The organism is Streptomyces sp. NBC_01341 (assembly GCF_035946055.1).
GTDB lineage: Bacteria > Actinomycetota > Actinomycetes > Streptomycetales > Streptomycetaceae > Streptomyces.
In genome coordinates, this window is sequence record NZ_CP108364.1 from 3726771 (window position 1) to 3743653 (window position 16883).

11 protein-coding genes are annotated in these 16883 nt (G+C 70.0%); 4 read left to right on the top strand and 7 right to left on the bottom strand.

All coding sequences use genetic code 11. The annotated features are described in order from the left end of the window. The first annotated feature begins 98 nt into the window (after window positions 1-98). On the top strand, window positions 99-944 hold the full coding sequence (locus tag OG206_RS16445) for a Cof-type HAD-IIB family hydrolase (protein ID WP_327116702.1): 846 nt from the start codon (window positions 99-101) through the stop codon (window positions 942-944). Window positions 945-975: 31 nt separating this feature from the next. Here OG206_RS16445 and OG206_RS16450 read toward each other — a convergent pair whose 3' ends face one another. The 5 genes from OG206_RS16450 to hisC all read right to left on the bottom strand — a co-directional run bounded on the left by OG206_RS16450 (window position 976) and on the right by hisC (window position 10315). Further along, window positions 976-2682, bottom strand: coding sequence for a sensor histidine kinase (locus tag OG206_RS16450; protein ID WP_327116704.1), 1707 nt, complete (start codon window positions 2680-2682; stop codon window positions 976-978). A 62-nt stretch (window positions 2683-2744) separates the two neighbouring features. Beyond that, on the bottom strand, window positions 2745-6296 hold the full coding sequence (gene cydD / locus OG206_RS16455) for a thiol reductant ABC exporter subunit CydD (RefSeq protein WP_327116706.1): 3552 nt from the start codon (window positions 6294-6296) through the stop codon (window positions 2745-2747). A gap of 114 nt (window positions 6297-6410) precedes the next feature. Continuing rightward, a complete protein-coding gene (gene cydB, locus OG206_RS16460; RefSeq protein ID WP_327116708.1) occupies window positions 6411-7412 on the bottom strand; it encodes a cytochrome d ubiquinol oxidase subunit II in 1002 nt (333 codons plus the stop codon). A gap of 19 nt (window positions 7413-7431) precedes the next feature. Then, the gene (locus OG206_RS16465; RefSeq protein WP_327116710.1) at window positions 7432-8940 is read right to left on the bottom strand and encodes a cytochrome ubiquinol oxidase subunit I; all 1509 of its coding nucleotides are present in this window, start codon (window positions 8938-8940) and stop codon (window positions 7432-7434) included. Between the two features lie 298 nt (window positions 8941-9238). Then, window positions 9239-10315, bottom strand: a complete 1077-nt coding sequence (gene hisC / locus OG206_RS16470) for a histidinol-phosphate transaminase (protein WP_327116712.1) — start codon at window positions 10313-10315, stop codon at window positions 9239-9241. Window positions 10316-10719: 404 nt separating this feature from the next. On the opposite strand from hisC, the gene OG206_RS16475 reads away from it, so the two are divergent. From OG206_RS16475 to OG206_RS16485, 3 genes are all read left to right on the top strand, one after another. Beyond that, on the top strand, window positions 10720-11832 hold the full coding sequence (locus tag OG206_RS16475) for a LacI family DNA-binding transcriptional regulator (RefSeq protein WP_327116714.1): 1113 nt from the start codon (window positions 10720-10722) through the stop codon (window positions 11830-11832). Window positions 11833-12006: 174 nt separating this feature from the next. Continuing rightward, window positions 12007-13059 carry a metallophosphoesterase gene (locus OG206_RS16480; protein WP_327116716.1) on the top strand — a complete coding sequence of 351 codons (1053 nt, stop codon included), beginning with the start codon at window positions 12007-12009 and terminating at the stop codon, window positions 13057-13059. Between the two features lie 179 nt (window positions 13060-13238). Beyond that, the gene (locus OG206_RS16485) at window positions 13239-14063 is read left to right on the top strand and encodes a hypothetical protein (RefSeq protein WP_327116718.1); all 825 of its coding nucleotides are present in this window, start codon (window positions 13239-13241) and stop codon (window positions 14061-14063) included. A 121-nt stretch (window positions 14064-14184) separates the two neighbouring features. Here the strand turns inward: OG206_RS16485 and OG206_RS16490 are convergent, their stop codons facing one another. Beyond that, on the bottom strand, window positions 14185-14538 hold the full coding sequence (locus OG206_RS16490) for a DUF805 domain-containing protein (protein WP_327116720.1): 354 nt from the start codon (window positions 14536-14538) through the stop codon (window positions 14185-14187). A gap of 349 nt (window positions 14539-14887) precedes the next feature. Beyond that, window positions 14888-16690, bottom strand: coding sequence for a phosphomethylpyrimidine synthase ThiC (gene thiC, locus OG206_RS16495; protein WP_327116722.1), 1803 nt, complete (start codon window positions 16688-16690; stop codon window positions 14888-14890). Between the last annotated feature and the right edge of the window lie 193 nt (window positions 16691-16883).

Genomic DNA, 16883 nt, shown 5'->3' on the forward strand with positions numbered 1-16883 from the left:
GGCATATGCCTCAGGCATGTACCGCAGTTCAGGGGCTCGCGCACTCAGATGTGCGACCCTGCGCACGCCCGTGCAGCCTCGTGCGGGAGAATGACCAGGTGACCCCAGCTACCGAGCACCCGCTGCCTGCCGTGACCCGGCTGATCGCCACCGACCTGGACGGCACACTGCTGCGTGACGACAAGACCCTGTCGGACCGTACGGTCGCCGCGCTGGCGGCTGCCGAAGCGGCGGGGATCGAGGTCTTCTTCGTCACCGGCCGGCCGGCCCGCTGGATGGACGTGGTCAGCGCCCACGTCCAGGGCCACGGCATGGCCATCTGCGCGAACGGCGCAGCAGTCGCCGACCTGCACGACGACGGCCGGCTGATCGAGGTCCACCCGCTGGAGCGGTCGGTCGCACTGGAGGTGGTCCGCATCCTGCGCGAGGCGGCCCCAGGCGTCTCGTTCGCCGTCGAGCTGACCACCGGCATCCATTACGAGCCGGCCTACCCGCCCTTCCACATGGACCCGGGTGCCACGGTCGCGGTCGCGGAGAAGCTCCTCCACGAGGAGGCGCCGGGCACGGGCACGCCGGTGCTGAAGGTCCTCGCCCACCACCCCGAGCTCGCACCGGACGCCTTCCTGCTGCTGGCACGGGAGGCCGCCGGGGACCACGCGTCGTTCACCCGGTCCAGCCCCACCGCGCTGCTCGAGGTGAGCGGTCTCGGGGTGTCCAAGGCCAACACGCTCGCCGCCTGCTGCGCGGAACGCGGCATCACCGCGGACGAGGTGGTCGCGTTCGGGGACATGCCGAACGACGTGGAGATGCTCGGGTGGGCCGGAGCCTCGTTCGCCATGGGCAACGCGCACCCTGCCGCCCGTGCGGCCGCGACCGGTGTGACGCTGACCAACAACGAGGACGGCGTGGCGGCCGTCATCGAGCGGATCCTCGCCACTCGCTGACGGCCCGGGGGCGGCGCGATCGTCCCCTCGCTCAGAGCGGGACCTGCCAGATCACCGTCGTGCCGCCGCCGTCCTCGCCCGGCCCGGCCTCGAACCAGCTCGCACCGCCCAGTGACTCCGCGCGCCGGGCGAGGTTCCGCAGACCGCTGCGCCGTCCGCCCTCCGGGATGCCCACCCCGTCGTCGGCGACCGACAGCCGGACCGCGTCCTGCCCACCGGGCAGCACCGCGGTCGCGTCCACACTCACGTCGACGCGCGAGGCCCTCGCGTGCCGGAAGGTGTTGGACAGCGCCTCCCGCAGGGCCGCGATGAGGTTCTTTCCGGCCAGCTCTCCCACGAGGGAGTCGACGGGGCCGAGGAACCGGTGCGTGGGCTCGAAGCCCAGCGGCACCGCCGCCATGTTGATCTCCCGCAGCACACGGGTCCGCAGACCCGACGGCGCCTCGGCCGCCTCCTGCTGCAGGGCGAAGATGGCGGTGCGGATCTCCTGGATGGTCACGTCCAGCTCGTCGACCGCCCGTCCGACGCCTTCCCGCACGGCGGGCACCCGCGACCGGCTCCGAGCTTCCTCCAGCATGATCCCCGTGGCGAACAGCCGCTGGATGACCAGGTCGTGGAGGTCCCGGGCGATCCGGTCCCGGTCCTCGTACACCGCGAGCCGCTGCCGGTCCCTCTGTGCCTCGGCCAGCTTCAGCGCGAGAGCGGCCTGAGCCGCGAAATGGCCGGCCAGCGTCCGTTCGGTCTGCGAGAAGGCACGGCCTCCCCGGGCTCTCGGGACGGCGAGCGCGCCGAGCACCCTCCCTCCGCTCCGCAGGGGGAGAAGCATGTGCGGGCCGAACTGGTCGGCCAGCCCGGTGATCATGCGCGGGTCGGTGGCGGGGTCGCTGACGAAGACCTCCTCGCCCCGCAGGAGGGCCGCCACCACCGGGCTGTTCGGCGGAATGATCACCCCGAGGGAGTCGGCCGGCTTGTTCCCGGCGACCGCCACGATCTCCAGGCCACCCCCCTCGGCGGGAAGCAGGACGATGCCGGCCTCGGCGTCGGCCAGGCGGCGTGCCTGTTCGGCGACGACGGTGAGTGCCTCGTCGGCGTCCCCGCCGGAGAGCAGGGCGGTGGTGACCGCGACCGAGCCGTCGATCCACCGCTCGCGCTGCCGGGCGGCCTCGTACGTCCGCGCGTGGGCGATGGCGATCCCGGCCTCCGTGGCGAGCACGCGCAGCATGTGCAGTTCGTCGTGGCCGAACATGTCGCCGCCCCGCTTCTCCATCACGTAGAGATTGCCGAAGATCTTGCCCTGCACCCGGATGGGGACGCCGAGGAACGTCCGCATCCTCGGGTGACCGGGCGGGAAGCCCTCGAAGCGCGGGTCGGCCTCCAGGTCCTCCAGCCGGATGGAGACCCCCTCCCTGATCAGTGCGCCCAGCAGGCCGGTGTGTCCGTCGGGCGGCCGCCCGACGGCCCGGGCCGTCTCGTCGGACACCCCGTAGGTGATGAAGTCGCAGAGGCTCTCGCCCGGCTTGTCGACGACTCCGACGGCCGCGTAGCGGGCGTGTGCGAGCTCAGCCGCGGTCTCGCAGATGCGTTCGAGGGTGGAGTGGAGTTCGAGGCCCGCCCCCACGGACCTGGTGGCCTCCAGCAGCTGCGGCACTCGCGCGGTCAGCTCCGCGGAGAGCTCCCGCAGACTGCCGGGCGTCCGCCGCGCGGCTTCGGTGGAGTCCTTCGGATCCGGCTCGGGCATGGTCCGAGCCTAATAAGCACCGAATGGTCCGGAAAGTCGGGCAGGGGGCGGGCACGTGGCCCTCACCTCGGTACGGACACCGCCTCCTGCGTCCGCGCCCGCTCCGGCCCGCCCCCCACCGGCCGCTGTTCGCGTTCGATCATGCGGCGCAGCGGACCGTCCTGAGCGGCCAGGGCGGCGTACGTGCCCTGCTGCACCACCCGCCCGGCGTCCAGCACCAGGACCTCGTCCACCTCGTCCAACCCTGCCAGCCGGTGCGTGATGAGCACGGTCGTGCGGCCCTCGGTCGCCGCCAGCAGATCCGCCGTCAGCGCGTCCGCCGTCTCCAGGTCGAGGTGCTCGGCGGGCTCGTCGAGCACGAGTACGGGGAAGTCCGCGAGCAGGGCACGGGCCAGGGCAAGCCGTTGCCGCTGGCCCCCCGACAGGCGCGCACCGTGTTCTCCCACCAGTGTGTCGAGGCCGTCGGGGAGCGACCCGGCCCAGTCCAGCAGCCGGGCCCCGGCGAGCGCGTCCCGCAGCTGACCGTCCGTCGCCCCGGGGCGGGCGAGCCGCAGGTTCTCGCGGATGGAGCTGTCGAAGACATGGGCGTCCTGCGCGCACAGCCCGACGAAGGAACGCACCGTGTCGCCGTCCAGGGCCGTCGCCTCGACCCCGCCGAGGCTGTACGTCCCCTCCCTGGCGCCCAGGAAGCGGAGCAGTACCTGAGCGAGCGTCGTCTTCCCGGAACCGGACGGCCCCACGACGGCCACCCGCTTGCCCGGGAGCAGCGTCAGGCCGACCGAATCCAGGGCATCGCGCTGCGCACCCTCGTAGCGGGCCGACAACCCCCGGACCACCAGCGGGTAGGGGGTCGCGGGCGCCTCCGCGGCTTCGGCCGGCTCGTCGACCGGCACGGGAGCGTCGAGCACCTCGAAGACGCGCTCCGCACTCCGCTCGACACGTCGGCGGTACTGCACGGCGAGCGGCAGCCCGGTCACCGCCTCGAAGGCGGCGAGCGGGGTGAGGACGACGACGGCGAGCTCGACCCCCGCAAGGCGCCCGTCCCGGACCGCGGGCAGCGCCACGACCGCCGACGCCACGACGGTCAGTCCGCAGATCAGCGCGGACAGTCCGCCGCCGAGCGCGGTCGCGGTCGCGGCCCGCGAGGCGATCCGGGTGAGCAGCGCGTCGGCCCCACGCACCTGTCGCCTGCGGCCGGGCAGCGCGCCCGCGACAGCCAGTTCCGCCGTCCCGCCGAGCAGGTCGGCGACCCGGACGGCCAGCGCGGCCCGTGCGGGCGCCAACTGGTGCTCGGCCCGCCTGGCGCACGCACCGCTCAGCCACGGCACGCCGACGCCGGCAAGGAGCAGCCCCACCGCTAGGACGGCACCCGCCCCGGGCAGCAGCCAGCCGGTGAACCCGACGGCAGCGGCCCCGACCGCGAGCGCGGTACCCACCGGCAGCAGCCAGCGGAGCCAGTAGTCCTGCAACGTGTCCACGTCGGCGACGAGGCGGGACAGCAGGTCTCCCCGCCTGGTCGTCCGCAGGCCGGCGGGCGCGACGCGCTCGAGTCCGCGGTACACGGCGACCCGCAGTTCCGCGAGCATCCTGAGAACGGCGTCGTGCGAGACCAGCCGCTCGGCGTAGCGGAAGACGGCACGGCCGATGCCGAACGCCCGGGTCGCGGTGACAGCGACCATCAGATAGAGCACCGGGGGCTGCTCGGAGGCGCGGGAGATCAGCCATCCGGAGACGGCCATGAGTCCCACCGACGACCCCACGGCAAGGCTGCCCAGCAGCGCCGCCAGGCCGAGCTTCCCGTACTGGGAACCGGCTGCCTCGCGCACCCTGGCGAGCACCCGGCCGCCGGCCGTCGGGGCCGTGTCCTTCAGCAGGGCAGGCTCCCCCGGCCGCCCCGTGTCCGCCCCGGCCGGCGGACCGGCGGGGGCGGAGGCCGCGGACGACAGGCCGTCCGGACCCGGTTCCTTGCCGATCGGTGCCCGCCTCGGGGTCAGTGACACCACACGGTCCGCGACCGAGAGCAGCGCCGGACGGTGGACGACCAGCAGCACGGTGCGGCCCGCCGCCAGCCTCCGTACCGCGTCGACGATGCCCGCCTCGGTACCGCCGTCCAGGCTCGCCGTCGGCTCGTCGAGCAGCAGCAGCGGCCGGTCGGCGAGGAACGCCCGGGCCAGGGCCAGGCGTTGCCGCTGGCCCGCCGAGAGTCCGGAACCGTCCTCGCCCAGCAGCGTCTCCCGGCCGTCGGGCAGAGCTTCGACGAAGTCGTACGCCCCCGCATCGCGCAACGCCGCTGTGACCGCGTCGTCGTCCGCGTCCGGGCGGGCAAGCCTTACGTTCTCGGCGATCGTCCCGGCGAACAGGTGCGGCCGCTGCGGAACCCAGGCGATCTGTTCGCGCCAGCGCTCTGCGGAGAGGGAACGGAGGTCGGTTCCGCCGACCTTCACCGAGCCCTCGTCGGGGTCCGTGAAGCCGAGCACGACGCTGAGGAGCGTGGACTTGCCGACGCCGCTGGGGCCGACCAGTGCGACCGTCTCCCCGGGCTCGACGACGAGTGACGCGGCGTCCAGCGAGGGCTCGGCGCGGCCCGGGTGCCGTACCGTCACCTCCTCCAGCTCCAGCCGCAGCGACCGCGGGACGTCCTGCGTGCCACCGACCGCGGACTCCGTCTCCAGCACCGCGAAGATCTCTTCCGCCGCCGAGAGCCCCTCCGCTGCCGCGTGGTACTGCGCGCCCACCTGCCGGATCGGCAGGTATGCCTCCGGCGCCAGGATGAGGACGACCAGCCCCGTGTAGAGGTCGAGCTCCCCGTGGACGAGCCGCATCCCGATCGTCACCGCGACCAGCGCGACGGACAGGGTGGCCAGCAGTTCCAGGGCGAAGGAGGAGAGGAACGCGATCCGAAGGGTCTTCAGCGTCGCGGTGCGGTACTGCGAGGTGATCGTGCGGATCGACTCGGCCTGCGCCTTGGCTCGGCCGAAGACCTTCAGCGTCGGCAGTCCGGCGACCACGTCGAGGAAGTGTCCGGAGAGCCTGGACAGCAGCCGCCACTGACGGTCCATGCGGGACTGCGTGGCCCAGCCGATGAGAACCATGAAGAGCGGAATGAGCGGCAGCGTCACCACGATGATCGCCGCCGAGACCCAGTCCTCGGTGACGATCCTGGCCAGAACCGCCATCGGCACCACGACTGCCAGCCCGAGTTGCGGGAGATAGCGCGAGAAGTAGTCGTCGAGGGCATCGACTCCACGAGTGGCAAGCGCCACCAGCGAGCCGGTCCGCTGCCCGCCCAGCCAGTCCGGGCCCAGTTCCGTCGCCCGGTCCATGAGCCGGCCCCGCAGTTCCGACTTGGCCGCGGCGCTCGCCCGGTAGGCGGCCAGTTCGGTCAGCCAGGCCACGAACGCCCGCCCGAGCGCGACCACGGCCAGCAGGAGCAGCGGCGTCCGGAGCCCGGCCGTGGTCAGCCCGTCCTCGAAGCCGCCCACCACCACGTCGGCCACGAGCATGGCCTGGGCGATCACCAGTGCCGCTCCCACCAGTCCGAGTGCCACCACGGCCACCAGGAAGAAGCGGGTGGGGCGGGCGTAGCGGAGTAGGCGAGGGTCGATCGGTTTCACGTGAAACAGCTCCCCAGTGAGCTCATGTCGTCGGCATCAGCGGGTTCGGCGCGCCCGCGCGGGTTCGGCGCGCGGGCGGATCCTCTGCGGACGGGCGGCGGTGCGGGCACCCGTTCAGTGCGCGTCGGCGATGTGGTGCGTACCGATGCGCTTGCGGAACACCCAGTACGTCCAGCCCTGGTACAGCAGCACCAGGGGAGTCGCGATACCCGCGCACCAGGTCATGATCCTGAGGGTGTACGGGCTGGACGAGGCGTTGGTGACCGTCAGGTTCCAGGCGTCGTTCAGCGAGGACGGCATGACGTTCGGGAAGAGCGTCAGGAAGAGCATGGCCACCGCGGCCGCGATGGTCACCCCGGAGAAGGCGAAGGACCAGCCCTCCCGTCCCGCCGCGATGGCCGCGATGCCGGCGACCAGGGCCGCCACGGCGACGATCATCGCCACCAGGCTCCGGCCGTTGCCGTTCTCCGCCTGCGTCCACACGAGGAAGCACAGCGCGAGTACCGCGGTGACGAGCCCCAGCTTGAGCGCCAGCGCGCGGGCCCGGGCCCGGATGTCCCCGACGGTCTTGAGCGCGGCGAACACCGACCCGTGGAAGGTGAAGAGGAACAGCGTGACCAGTCCGCCCAGAAGGGCGTACGGGTTGAGCAGGTCGAAGAGGTTGCCGACGTACTCCATGTCGGCATCGATCTTCACGCCCCGGACGATGTTGCCGAAGGCCACACCCCAGAGCACGGCCGGGATCAGCGAGGTCCAGAAGATCGCGTGCTCCCAGTTGGTCTGCCAGCGTTCCTCGGGCCGCTTCGCCCGGTACTCGAAGGCGACGCCCCGCACGATCAGGCAGAGCAGGATGACCAGAAGGGGCAGGTAGAAGCCGGAGAACAGGGTGGCGTACCACTCCGGGAAGGCCGCGAAAGTCGCTCCGCCCGCGCTGAGCAGCCACACCTCGTTCCCGTCCCAGACCGGTCCGATCGTGTTGATCAGGACACGACGTTCCTTGCGGTCGCGGGCCAGCAGCTTGGTGAGGACCCCGATGCCGAAGTCGAATCCCTCCAGGAAGAAGTAGCCGGTCCACAGGACGGCTATGAGCACGAACCAGATGTCGTGGAGTTCCATCTCTCAGCTCCGCTTGGTCTCAGTAGGAGAAGGCCATCGGCCGGTCGGCGTCCTGGTCGTGGCCGCCGATCCGGGTGGGCGGGTCGAGGTCGGCCTCGGTCAGCTCGGGCGGTCCGGCCTTGACGTACTTCAGGAGCAGCCTGACCTCGATGACGGCGAGGACCGCGTAGAGCGCCGTGAAGACGATCAGCGAGGTGATGACCTCGCCCTGCGATACGCCGGGGGAGACCGCGTCGCGGGTCTGGAAAACGCCGTAGACCACCCAGGGCTGGCGTCCCGTCTCGGTGAAGATCCAGCCCCAGCTGTTGGCGATCAGCGGGAAGAGCATGGTGCACAGGGCCGTGATCCAGTACAACCGGGCGAACTTCGGGCTCAGCGCCTTGTTCTTGAAGAGCACCAGATGCGGCACGTCGTCCTCGGCGGTGCGCAGAGCCTCCGGGAGCATGAACTTCTTCCGCGTCAGCCACAGTCCCAGCAGGCCGAGGCTGAACGACGCCATACCGAAGCCGATCATGAAGCGGAAGCTCCAGAACGCCACCGGGATGTTCGGCCGGTAGTCGCCCGGGCCGTACTTCTCCTGCTCCGCCTTGTTGATGTCGTTGATGCCGGGGATGTACGAGGTGAAGGTGTCGTCCGCGAGGAAGGACAGGACGCCGGGAACCGAGACCTCGACGTCGTTGTGGCCCTCGGCGACGTCCCCCACCGCGAAGAGCGAGAAGGGCGCGCCCTTCTGGCCTTCCCACAGGGCCTCGGCCGCCGCCATCTTCATGGGCTGCTGCTTGAACATCACCTTGCCGAGCACGTCGCCGCTCACCGAGGTGAGCAGGCCGGCGATCACCACGGTGACCAGTCCGAGGCGCAGCGAGGTGCGCATCACCGGGATGTGCCGCTTACGCATCAGGTGGAAGGCGGCGATACCGACCATGAAGGCGCCGCCCACGAGGAAGGCCGCCGTGATCGTGTGGAAGAACTGGGCCAGCGCGGTGTTCTGGGTGAGCACGTGCCAGAAGTCGGTGAGTTCGGCGCGGCCGCGTTCCTTGTTGATGCGGTAACCGACCGGGTGCTGCATCCAGGAGTTGGCCGCCAGGATGAAGAACGTGGAGAGGACGGTGCCGAGGGAGACCATCCATATGCAGGCGAGGTGGATCTTCTTCGGCAGCTTGTCCCAGCCGAAGATCCACAGCCCGATGAAGGTGGACTCGAAGAAGAAGGCGATCAGCGCCTCGAAGGCCAGCGGAGCACCGAAGACGTCGCCGACGAACCGCGAGTAGTCGGACCAGTTCATGCCGAACTGGAACTCCTGGACGATGCCGGTGACCACGCCCATCGCGATGTTGATCAGGAAGAGCTTGCCCCAGAACTTCGTCGCCCTGAGGTACTTCTCGTTGTCCGTGCGCACCCAGGCGGTCTGCAGGCCGGCCGTGAGTGCGGCGAGAGAGATCGTCAGAGGGACGAACAGGAAGTGGTAGACGGTGGTGATGCCGAACTGCCATCGCGCCAACGTCTCCGGTGCCAGAGCCATGTCCACGCCGCTTCTCCTTACGTCGCCGCGATCACAGCCGTCCTCCTGTCCCATAAATCCACCCGATCACGGGAGGAAACGGGATGCGCTTGTGAACGCGTTCACATTCACAAGCCAGTATGGCGCACACATCTTCGAGTCCGTCGCGCGGGGGGTCCTTTCCGGCCGCACAGCCCGGACCACCCGAAACCGGACAGGACACCGCCGCGGGGACGGCCCGCCCACGACAGGGAAACGCCGGTGGCCCCGGACCTCGACGATCGAGGTCCGGGGCCACCGGGGGCGGAGCGACGGGCCGGGGCCGCTACTCCGGGCCGTAGGACTCCGTCACCTTCAGGAAGACGTCGTTCGCCTCCGCCTCCCCGATCGTGACGCGCACGCCCTCACCCGCGAACGGCCGCACGACCACTCCGGCCCGCTCGCAGACGGACGCGAAGTCGAGCGTGCGCTCACCGAGCCGCAGCCAGACGAAGTTGGCGTGGGACTCCGGAACGGTCCAGCCCTGCCGCACGAGGCCGTCGTACACGCGGGACCGCTCGCCCACGAGTGCTCCGACCCGGCCCAGCAGCTCGCCCTCGGCACGCAGCGAGGCGACAGCGGCGTCCTGGGCGACCTGACTCACGCCGAAGGGGACAGCGGTCTTGCGGAGCGCCGCCGCCACCGGCTCGTGGGCCACGGCGAAGCCGACCCGGAGCCCCGCGAGCCCGTACGCCTTGGAGAAGGTCCGCAGCACCGCGACGTTGGGACGGTCCCGGTAGATCTCTATGCCGTCCGGCACCTCGGCGTCCCGGATGAACTCCTTGTACGCCTCGTCGAGGACCACCAGCACGTCGCTCGGAACCCGGTCGAGGAATCGTTCCAGCTCCGCCCTGCGCACCACGGTGCCGGTCGGGTTGTTCGGGTTGCAGACGAAGATCATCCGTGTCCGGTCGGTGACGGCACCGGCCATGGCGTCCAGATCGTGCACATCACCGGCGGTCAGCGGCACCTTGACCGACGTGGCGCCGCTGATCTGGGTGATGATCGGGTACGCCTCGAACGAACGCCAGGCATAGATGACCTCGTCACCCGGACCCGACGTGGCCTGGAGCAGTTGCTGGGCGACCCCCACCGAACCGGTGCCGGTGGCCAGGTGCGAGACCGGCACGGCGTGGCGGTCGGCCAGCTCGTTCATCAGACCCGTGCACGCCATGTCCGGGTACCTGTTGAAACCGGCGGCCGCCGCGAGCACCGACTCCATCACTCCGGGCAACGGCGGATAGGGGTTCTCGTTGGAGGACAGCTTGAAGGCAGCCGGTCCGTCCGCGGCCGCCGGCTTGCCCGGCACGTACGCAGGGACGCCGTCCAACTCGGCACGCAGCTTGGGGCTCGTCTCGCTCACCGCAGGTCCTCCTCGACCGTCCGCACACATCAATACTGCTCACCTTATGAGGATTGGGCATCCGTGCGAATGGGCCCGGATGCGAAATCTCCACGCGCGACCGGACGGCCCCTCCACACACGCTCCCGGCATGCCCTGTCAGGGGGGAGCACACGGCAACCTGGCGCACGCCCGTCGCTCACTCCGTGGCGCGCATCCCTCGAACAGGTGAGTTGAGACCTCTTCGAGACCTGGACCACTGGCCAGGTTCATGCCCGTCGATGCATGACACATCGACCAAATGGGCCCCAACACCCTTACATCACAAGGCATTTACTGCTCTATGATCATGCAGAAACGTGCCTGTCAACGCGTGCATATGCGACCGGCCCAACCTGGCGTCCGAGCCCTACTATCGGCTCGCCATGACAGCAGCAGGGAAGCACCAGGTGAGCCGGACACAGACGCCCCGGCGCAGCGGCCGACCGGGACGGGCGGGTATCCGGGACGTAGCCGCGGCGGCCGGAGTCTCCATCACGACCGTGTCCGATGCGCTCAACGGCAAGGGCAGGCTTCCGGATGCCACCCGCCGCCATGTCCGCGAGGTCGCCGAACGGCTGGGCTACCGCCCGTCTGCCGCGGCCCGCACCCTCCGTACCGGCAGATCGGGGCTCATCGGCCTGACCGTGACCACGTACGGGGATGAACCTTTCACCTTCACCGAGTTCGCTTACTTCGCGGAGATGGCGAGAGCGGCGACGTCGGCCGCGCTCGCCCGCGGCTACGCGCTGGTGATCCTGCCGGCGACCTCACGTCACGACGTGTGGTCGAACGTCGCTCTCGACGGCACCGTCGTCATCGACCCCTCCGACCAGGACCCGGTGGTCACCGAGCTCGTGCGCCAGGGCCTCCCCGTCGTCTCCGACGGACGCCCGGCCGGAACACTCCCCGTCACGGCGTGGGTCGACAACGACCACAGGGCCGCCGTACTCGACCTCCTCGACCACCTCGCGGCCGCCGGGGCACGCCGTATCGGTCTGCTCACCGGCACGACCACCGACACGTACACCCGCCTGTCCACCACCGCGTATCTCCACTGGTGCGAGCGGGTCGGGCAGGACCCGGTCTACGAGTCCTACCCGGCCCACGACCCCTGCGCCGGGGCCGTCGCCGCCGACCGCCTCCTGGCCCGCCCCGACCGCCCCGACGCCGTCTACGGGCTCTTCGACCCCAACGGGACCGACCTGCTCGCCGCCGCACGCCGTTACGGACTGCGCGTCCCCGAGGACCTCCTGCTGGTCTGCTGCAGCGAGTCCACCGTGTACGCCTCGACCGAGCCCCCCATCACCACGCTCTCTTTGAAGCCCCGCAGAATCGGCACGGCGGTCGTCCAACTCCTCATCGACGCCATCGAAGGGGTCGAGCACGACGGCCCGGTGGAGCAGGTGATACCGACGGAACTCATCGTCCGGACCTCCTCGCAACGGCGGCCACCGCGCACCACGGTCAGCCCCCCACGGTCACCCGCCGGGGACTGATCGGAATAATCCGGACCAAATGGTCGGTGAACCGCGAGTGCGTCCGGATTCACCACCCCTGGTGCGTCACAGAGCACGATCCGCATTCCTATGATGGGCGCACGACACCGCGGACCACCTCTACCAGGCAGGGCCCGTCAGGTGTACGGCGGCACGACGGTGGTGGAGGGGTCGATGACTCAGGGGGCCGGTCAGGAACCCGTGGTGCGGACAGCGACGTTGCGCGACTTCCGCGTACCGCCGTATGCACAGGCGCAGGCGCCTCTGCCGCATCCCGGTAACGCCATGGTGGGCGACGAACCGCCGGAGGGGTACACCCCGACCGAGCGCGATCTTCCCGTGATCAACCGTGGCGACACCCTCCACGTCCAAGCCGTCCCGGACACCCGGCCGACCCCGGAAGCGGGACTCGGTCCCCTGTTCGTCGTCGGTGACGTCCACGGCTACCTCGACGAACTCATGGCGGCTCTGGGCGAGCAGGGCCTGATCGACGCCGACGGCCGATGGGCGGCCGGCAACGCCAGGCTGTGGTTCCTCGGTGACTTCACGGACCGCGGCCCGGACGGCATCGGTGTCATCGACCTCGTCATGCGCCTCTCGGCGGAGGCCGCGGCGGCGGGCGGGTACTGCAAGGCCCTCATGGGCAACCACGAGCTGCTGCTGATCGGCGCGAAGAAGTTCGGCGACACCCCGGTGAACTCCGGTGCCGGCACCGCGACCTTCCAGGCCGCCTGGCTGCTCAACGGCGGCCAGAAGACGGACATGGAGCGGCTCCAGGACGTCCATCTCCAGTGGATGGCCAGGCTCGACGCGGTCGTCGAGGAGGACGGGCACCTGCTGATGCACTCCGACACCACGGCGTACCTCGACTACGGGTCCACCATCGAGGACGTCAACGACACCGTCCACGCCATCCTCACGCGGAACGACGCGGACGAGTGCTGGGACCTCTTCCGCAAGCTGACCAAGCGTTTCGCCTTCCGCGACGAGGGCGGGGCGCAGGCCGTCCGGGACCTCATGACGACGTACGGCGGGCAGCGCGTCGTCCACGGTCACAGCCCCATCCCCTACCTGCTCGGTGAGGTCGGGTCGGAGGACGGCGAGGAGGCGCCCCGCCCGGTGGTCGACGGGCCGCACGTCTACGCGGAGGGTCTGGCCATCGCCATGGACGGCGGTGTGACCATGGCCGGAAAGCTGCTGGTCGTGCAACTCCCCCTGCATGGATGACCTTTGACGGGGTAGGCGCGCCACCACCTGACACCGTCGGCGGCCGGGCTATTTCCGGAAACCCTCTGTCACCGCACGCCGTATGCGCTCTACCATCGGCGTATCAGTAGCAGGCTCTCCTCCGTTTTCGCCCGATCGCCCGGTCCACGCGGCGGCCAGGCCCTACGGAGCATCGGGGGATGCAGATGAAAAGCGCTCCGCACCTGCTGGCCGAGGACCGCCCCGAATACGAGCGGATCCTTGCCGACGCGCTGCGTCATGCTCACGAACGCCCCGATCTGGACGGTGTCGGCGAGCGCCTCAACACGGAACAGCTCCGGACGATGGCGTTCAACGCCACGGCCCTCATCACGACCGCCGCCGCCACCGAGTACGACCACTACGTCAAGGTCCGCGGTGAACTGCGCGGCCCCGTCGACCCCGCGGACACCGACAGCGTCCTCGGGCCCGCCGCGGACGAGACGGACTCCGAGGGCGCGGGGACCCTCGCGGTGATAGCCGCGCTCGCCCCGGTCCTCGCGGGCACGGCCGCCCTGATATTCCTACTGGTCGGCTACCTCTTGAAGGCCGTCAGCTCCGCCGCCTTCGCCGGCCCGATGGTCACGGCGGGCTGGTTCTTCGCGGCCGTCGCGGCCGCCGCCGTGCTCGTCGCCGCGATCGGTCTGCTCGTCACCGCTCTGCGCAACGGCGCCACCGCACTGCCCGCCGTGGACGACGAGCAGGAGGAACTGCCCGAGGAGGTGGCACGCGCCAGGGAAGCCTGGCGCCACGCCCTCCTGGAACGCGGCATCCTTCCCTTCCTGCGGGACGCGCTGGCCGACCCGACCGCCGGGCCGGCCTCCCGCACGCCGCACCGCTCGGTCCACCGCATGCCGAAGATCGGCTACAGCAGGCCGGACTTCACCGGACCCGAGGACGGCCCGTCCGCGGGCCCGCGCCCCACCTTCACGAGCCCGGACTTCACGAGCCCCGACTTCGGCGGCCCCGAACACCAGCCGGAGTGATCCGGCGCCCCGGGGCCACCGGCCGCACACGGCAGAGGCCGGGGCGGCTCGCTGCCACCCCGGCCTCTCGACTGCTGTGCGGGTACCCGGCTCAGCCGGTGCGACCCGTCATCCGCGAAACTCAGACGGCGTGCGGGGCCAGCTTCGGGTTGGCACCGTACTCGTTGACCTCACCCGTACCCTCGAGGCACGCGAAGACGAGCAGGACGATGCCGCCGAAGGGGACGATCGCGAGCAGGAGCCACCAGCCGGACCGGCCCGTGTCGTGCAGACGACGGACGAAGACGGCCAGGGTCGGGACGAGCACGGCGACGACGTAGATGAAGTACGGGATCTGCGAGTCGATGACCGCGCCGAGCGCCACCAGCACCGATGCCGCGATGAGGTTGAACAGCGTGTACATCCAGTACTCCTTGCGGCGTGCACGCCCGCTGAAGCCCGCGTAGTTCTTGAGTACTGCCAGGTACCAGTTCATTGTGCTTTCCCTCCCCTGGCGTCCCCCGTTCGGGACGCACACTTTTTCGGCCAAGCACAGCGGAACGTAAGGCACAGATAAGTACACGGTCAAGCACAGGCGGACTTCCGCCGAAACGTACATCTACCTGCCGCATTACCGTGTCCTTATCGACTCCGAACACCTGGTGAAACAGCGTCAGTCGGTGTTCAAGCAAAGCAAATCAGCCAGAGAGAAGACTTTTCGGCATCTATACGCACAAGGCGAGAAGCAGCTCGGCGACGCCGTCGAGGGCCCGAATCGCCCAGGACGACGCCGCCGAATCGCCGGAACACTCACCTGGCAGGAAGCCCGCCGGGCCGCTCCGGGCTCAGTCCGCGAGAGGCAGATAGACCCTGTTGCCGGCGGCGGCGAACTCCTTGGACTTCTCCGCCATCCCCGCCTCGATCTCGGCCTGCTGGTCGCCGTGTTCGCGCCGGATGTCGTGCGAGATCTTCATCGAGCAGAACTTCGGCCCGCACATCGAGCAGAAGTGGGCGGTCTTCGCAGGCTCGGCCGGCAGGGTCTCGTCGTGGAACTCCCGTGCCGTGTCGGGGTCGAGGGCCAGGTTGAACTGGTCCTCCCAGCGGAACTCGAACCGGGCGTCCGACAGCGCGTCGTCCCACTCCTGCGCCCCGGGGTGCCCCTTGGCCAGGTCCGCCGCGTGAGCGGCGATCTTGTAGGTGATGACGCCGGTCTTCACGTCGTCCCGGTTCGGCAGCCCCAGGTGTTCCTTGGGCGTGACGTAACAGAGCATCGCCGTGCCCCACCACGCGATCATCGCGGCCCCGATGCCCGAGGTGATGTGGTCGTACGCCGGCGCGACATCGGTGGTCAGGGGGCCGAGCGTGTAGAACGGCGCCTCCTCGCAGATCTCCTGCTGGAGGTCGATGTTCTCCTTGATCTTGTGCATCGGGACGTGGCCCGGACCCTCGATCATGGTCTGTACGCCGAACCGCTTGGCGACGGTGTTGAGTTCACCCAGCGTCCGGAGTTCCGCGAACTGCGCCTCGTCGTTGGCGTCGGCGATGGAGCCGGGGCGCAGGCCGTCACCGAGCGAGTACGTCACGTCGTACGCCGCGAGGATCTCGCACAGGTCCTCGAAGTGCTCGTAGAGGAAAGATTCCTTGTGGTGCGCCAGACACCAGGCCGCCATGATCGAGCCACCGCGGGAGACGATGCCGGTCTTGCGACGGGCCGTCAGGGGGACGTACGGCAGCCGGACGCCGGCGTGCACCGTCATGTAGTCGACACCCTGCTCGGCCTGCTCGATGACCGTGTCCTTGTAGATCTCCCAGGTCAGCTCCTCGGCCCGGCCGTCCACCTTCTCCAGGGCCTGGTAGAGCGGGACGGTGCCGATCGGAACCGGGCTGTTGCGCAGCACCCACTCGCGGGTCGTGTGGATGTTCCGTCCGGTGGAGAGGTCCATGACCGTATCGGCCCCCCACTTCGTGGCCCAGGTCATCTTGTCCACCTCCTCCTCGATGGAGGAGGTGACCGCGGAGTTGCCGATGTTGGCGTTGACCTTCACGAGGAATCGCTTGCCGATGATCATCGGCTCGATCTCCGGATGGTTGACGTTGGCCGGCAGTACGGCCCGGCCCGCCGCGATCTCGTCCCGCACGGCCTCGGGGGCGACGTTCTCGCGGATCGCGACGTACTCCATCTCCGGAGTGATCTCGCCCCGCCTGGCATAGGCGAGTTGGGTGACCGGACTGCCGTCACGGCTCCGCCGGGGCTGTCGCGGCCGGCCGGGGAAGACCGCGTCCAGATTCCGCAGGCCACCTCGCGGTGACGTGTGCTTCAGTCCGTCGTCCTCGGGGCGCGCGGGGCGGCCCGCGTACTCCTCCGTGTCGCCCCGCGCGATGATCCAGTTCTCCCGGAGAGGGGAGAGCCCGCGGCGGACGTCGGTCTCGGTGGTGGGGTCGGTGTACGGCCCGGACGTGTCGTACAGCGTCACGTCCTCGCCGTTGGTGAGGTGCACCTGACGGACCGGCACCCGGAGATCCGGGCGCGAGCCCTGGACGTACCCCTTGTGCCAGCCGATGGACTTCCCGGCCTCGGTGTTCTCGGCGGTCTGCGCATGCTGCGCGTTCCGCTCCGAGGCAGGCGTGCGTGCGTCCGCTGTGGTCATCAGACCTACTCCCTACGCCGGCATTACCCGGTAACAGGTTCGGCGGTCGGCGCAGCTGTCCCGTACGGATATACGGAGGTCAGCGCCCTCTCAGCCCGGTGCTCCGAGCTCCCGCGTGTGCAAATGTGCCTCCACGCTAGCGGCCCGGCTGGCGTGCTGGCCAGAGGGCCTCCTCGGTTCTTGGGATGATCGG

What these genes read in the sequence shown, in the direction of transcription:
- OG206_RS16490 (WP_327116720.1), bottom strand. Translation starts at nt 14,538, where the DNA reads ATGAACTGGTACCTGGCAGTACTCAAGAACTACGCGGGCTTCAGCGGG.
- thiC (WP_327116722.1), bottom strand. Translation starts at nt 16,690, where the DNA reads ATGACCACAGCGGACGCACGCACGCCTGCCTCGGAGCGGAACGCGCAG.
- OG206_RS16450 (WP_327116704.1), bottom strand. Translation starts at nt 2,682, where the DNA reads ATGCCCGAGCCGGATCCGAAGGACTCCACCGAAGCCGCGCGGCGGACG.
- OG206_RS16485 (WP_327116718.1), top strand. Translation starts at nt 13,239, where the DNA reads ATGCAGATGAAAAGCGCTCCGCACCTGCTGGCCGAGGACCGCCCCGAA.
- OG206_RS16480 (WP_327116716.1), top strand. Translation starts at nt 12,007, where the DNA reads ATGACTCAGGGGGCCGGTCAGGAACCCGTGGTGCGGACAGCGACGTTG.
- cydB (WP_327116708.1), bottom strand. Translation starts at nt 7,412, where the DNA reads ATGGAACTCCACGACATCTGGTTCGTGCTCATAGCCGTCCTGTGGACC.
- OG206_RS16475 (WP_327116714.1), top strand. Translation starts at nt 10,720, where the DNA reads ATGACAGCAGCAGGGAAGCACCAGGTGAGCCGGACACAGACGCCCCGG.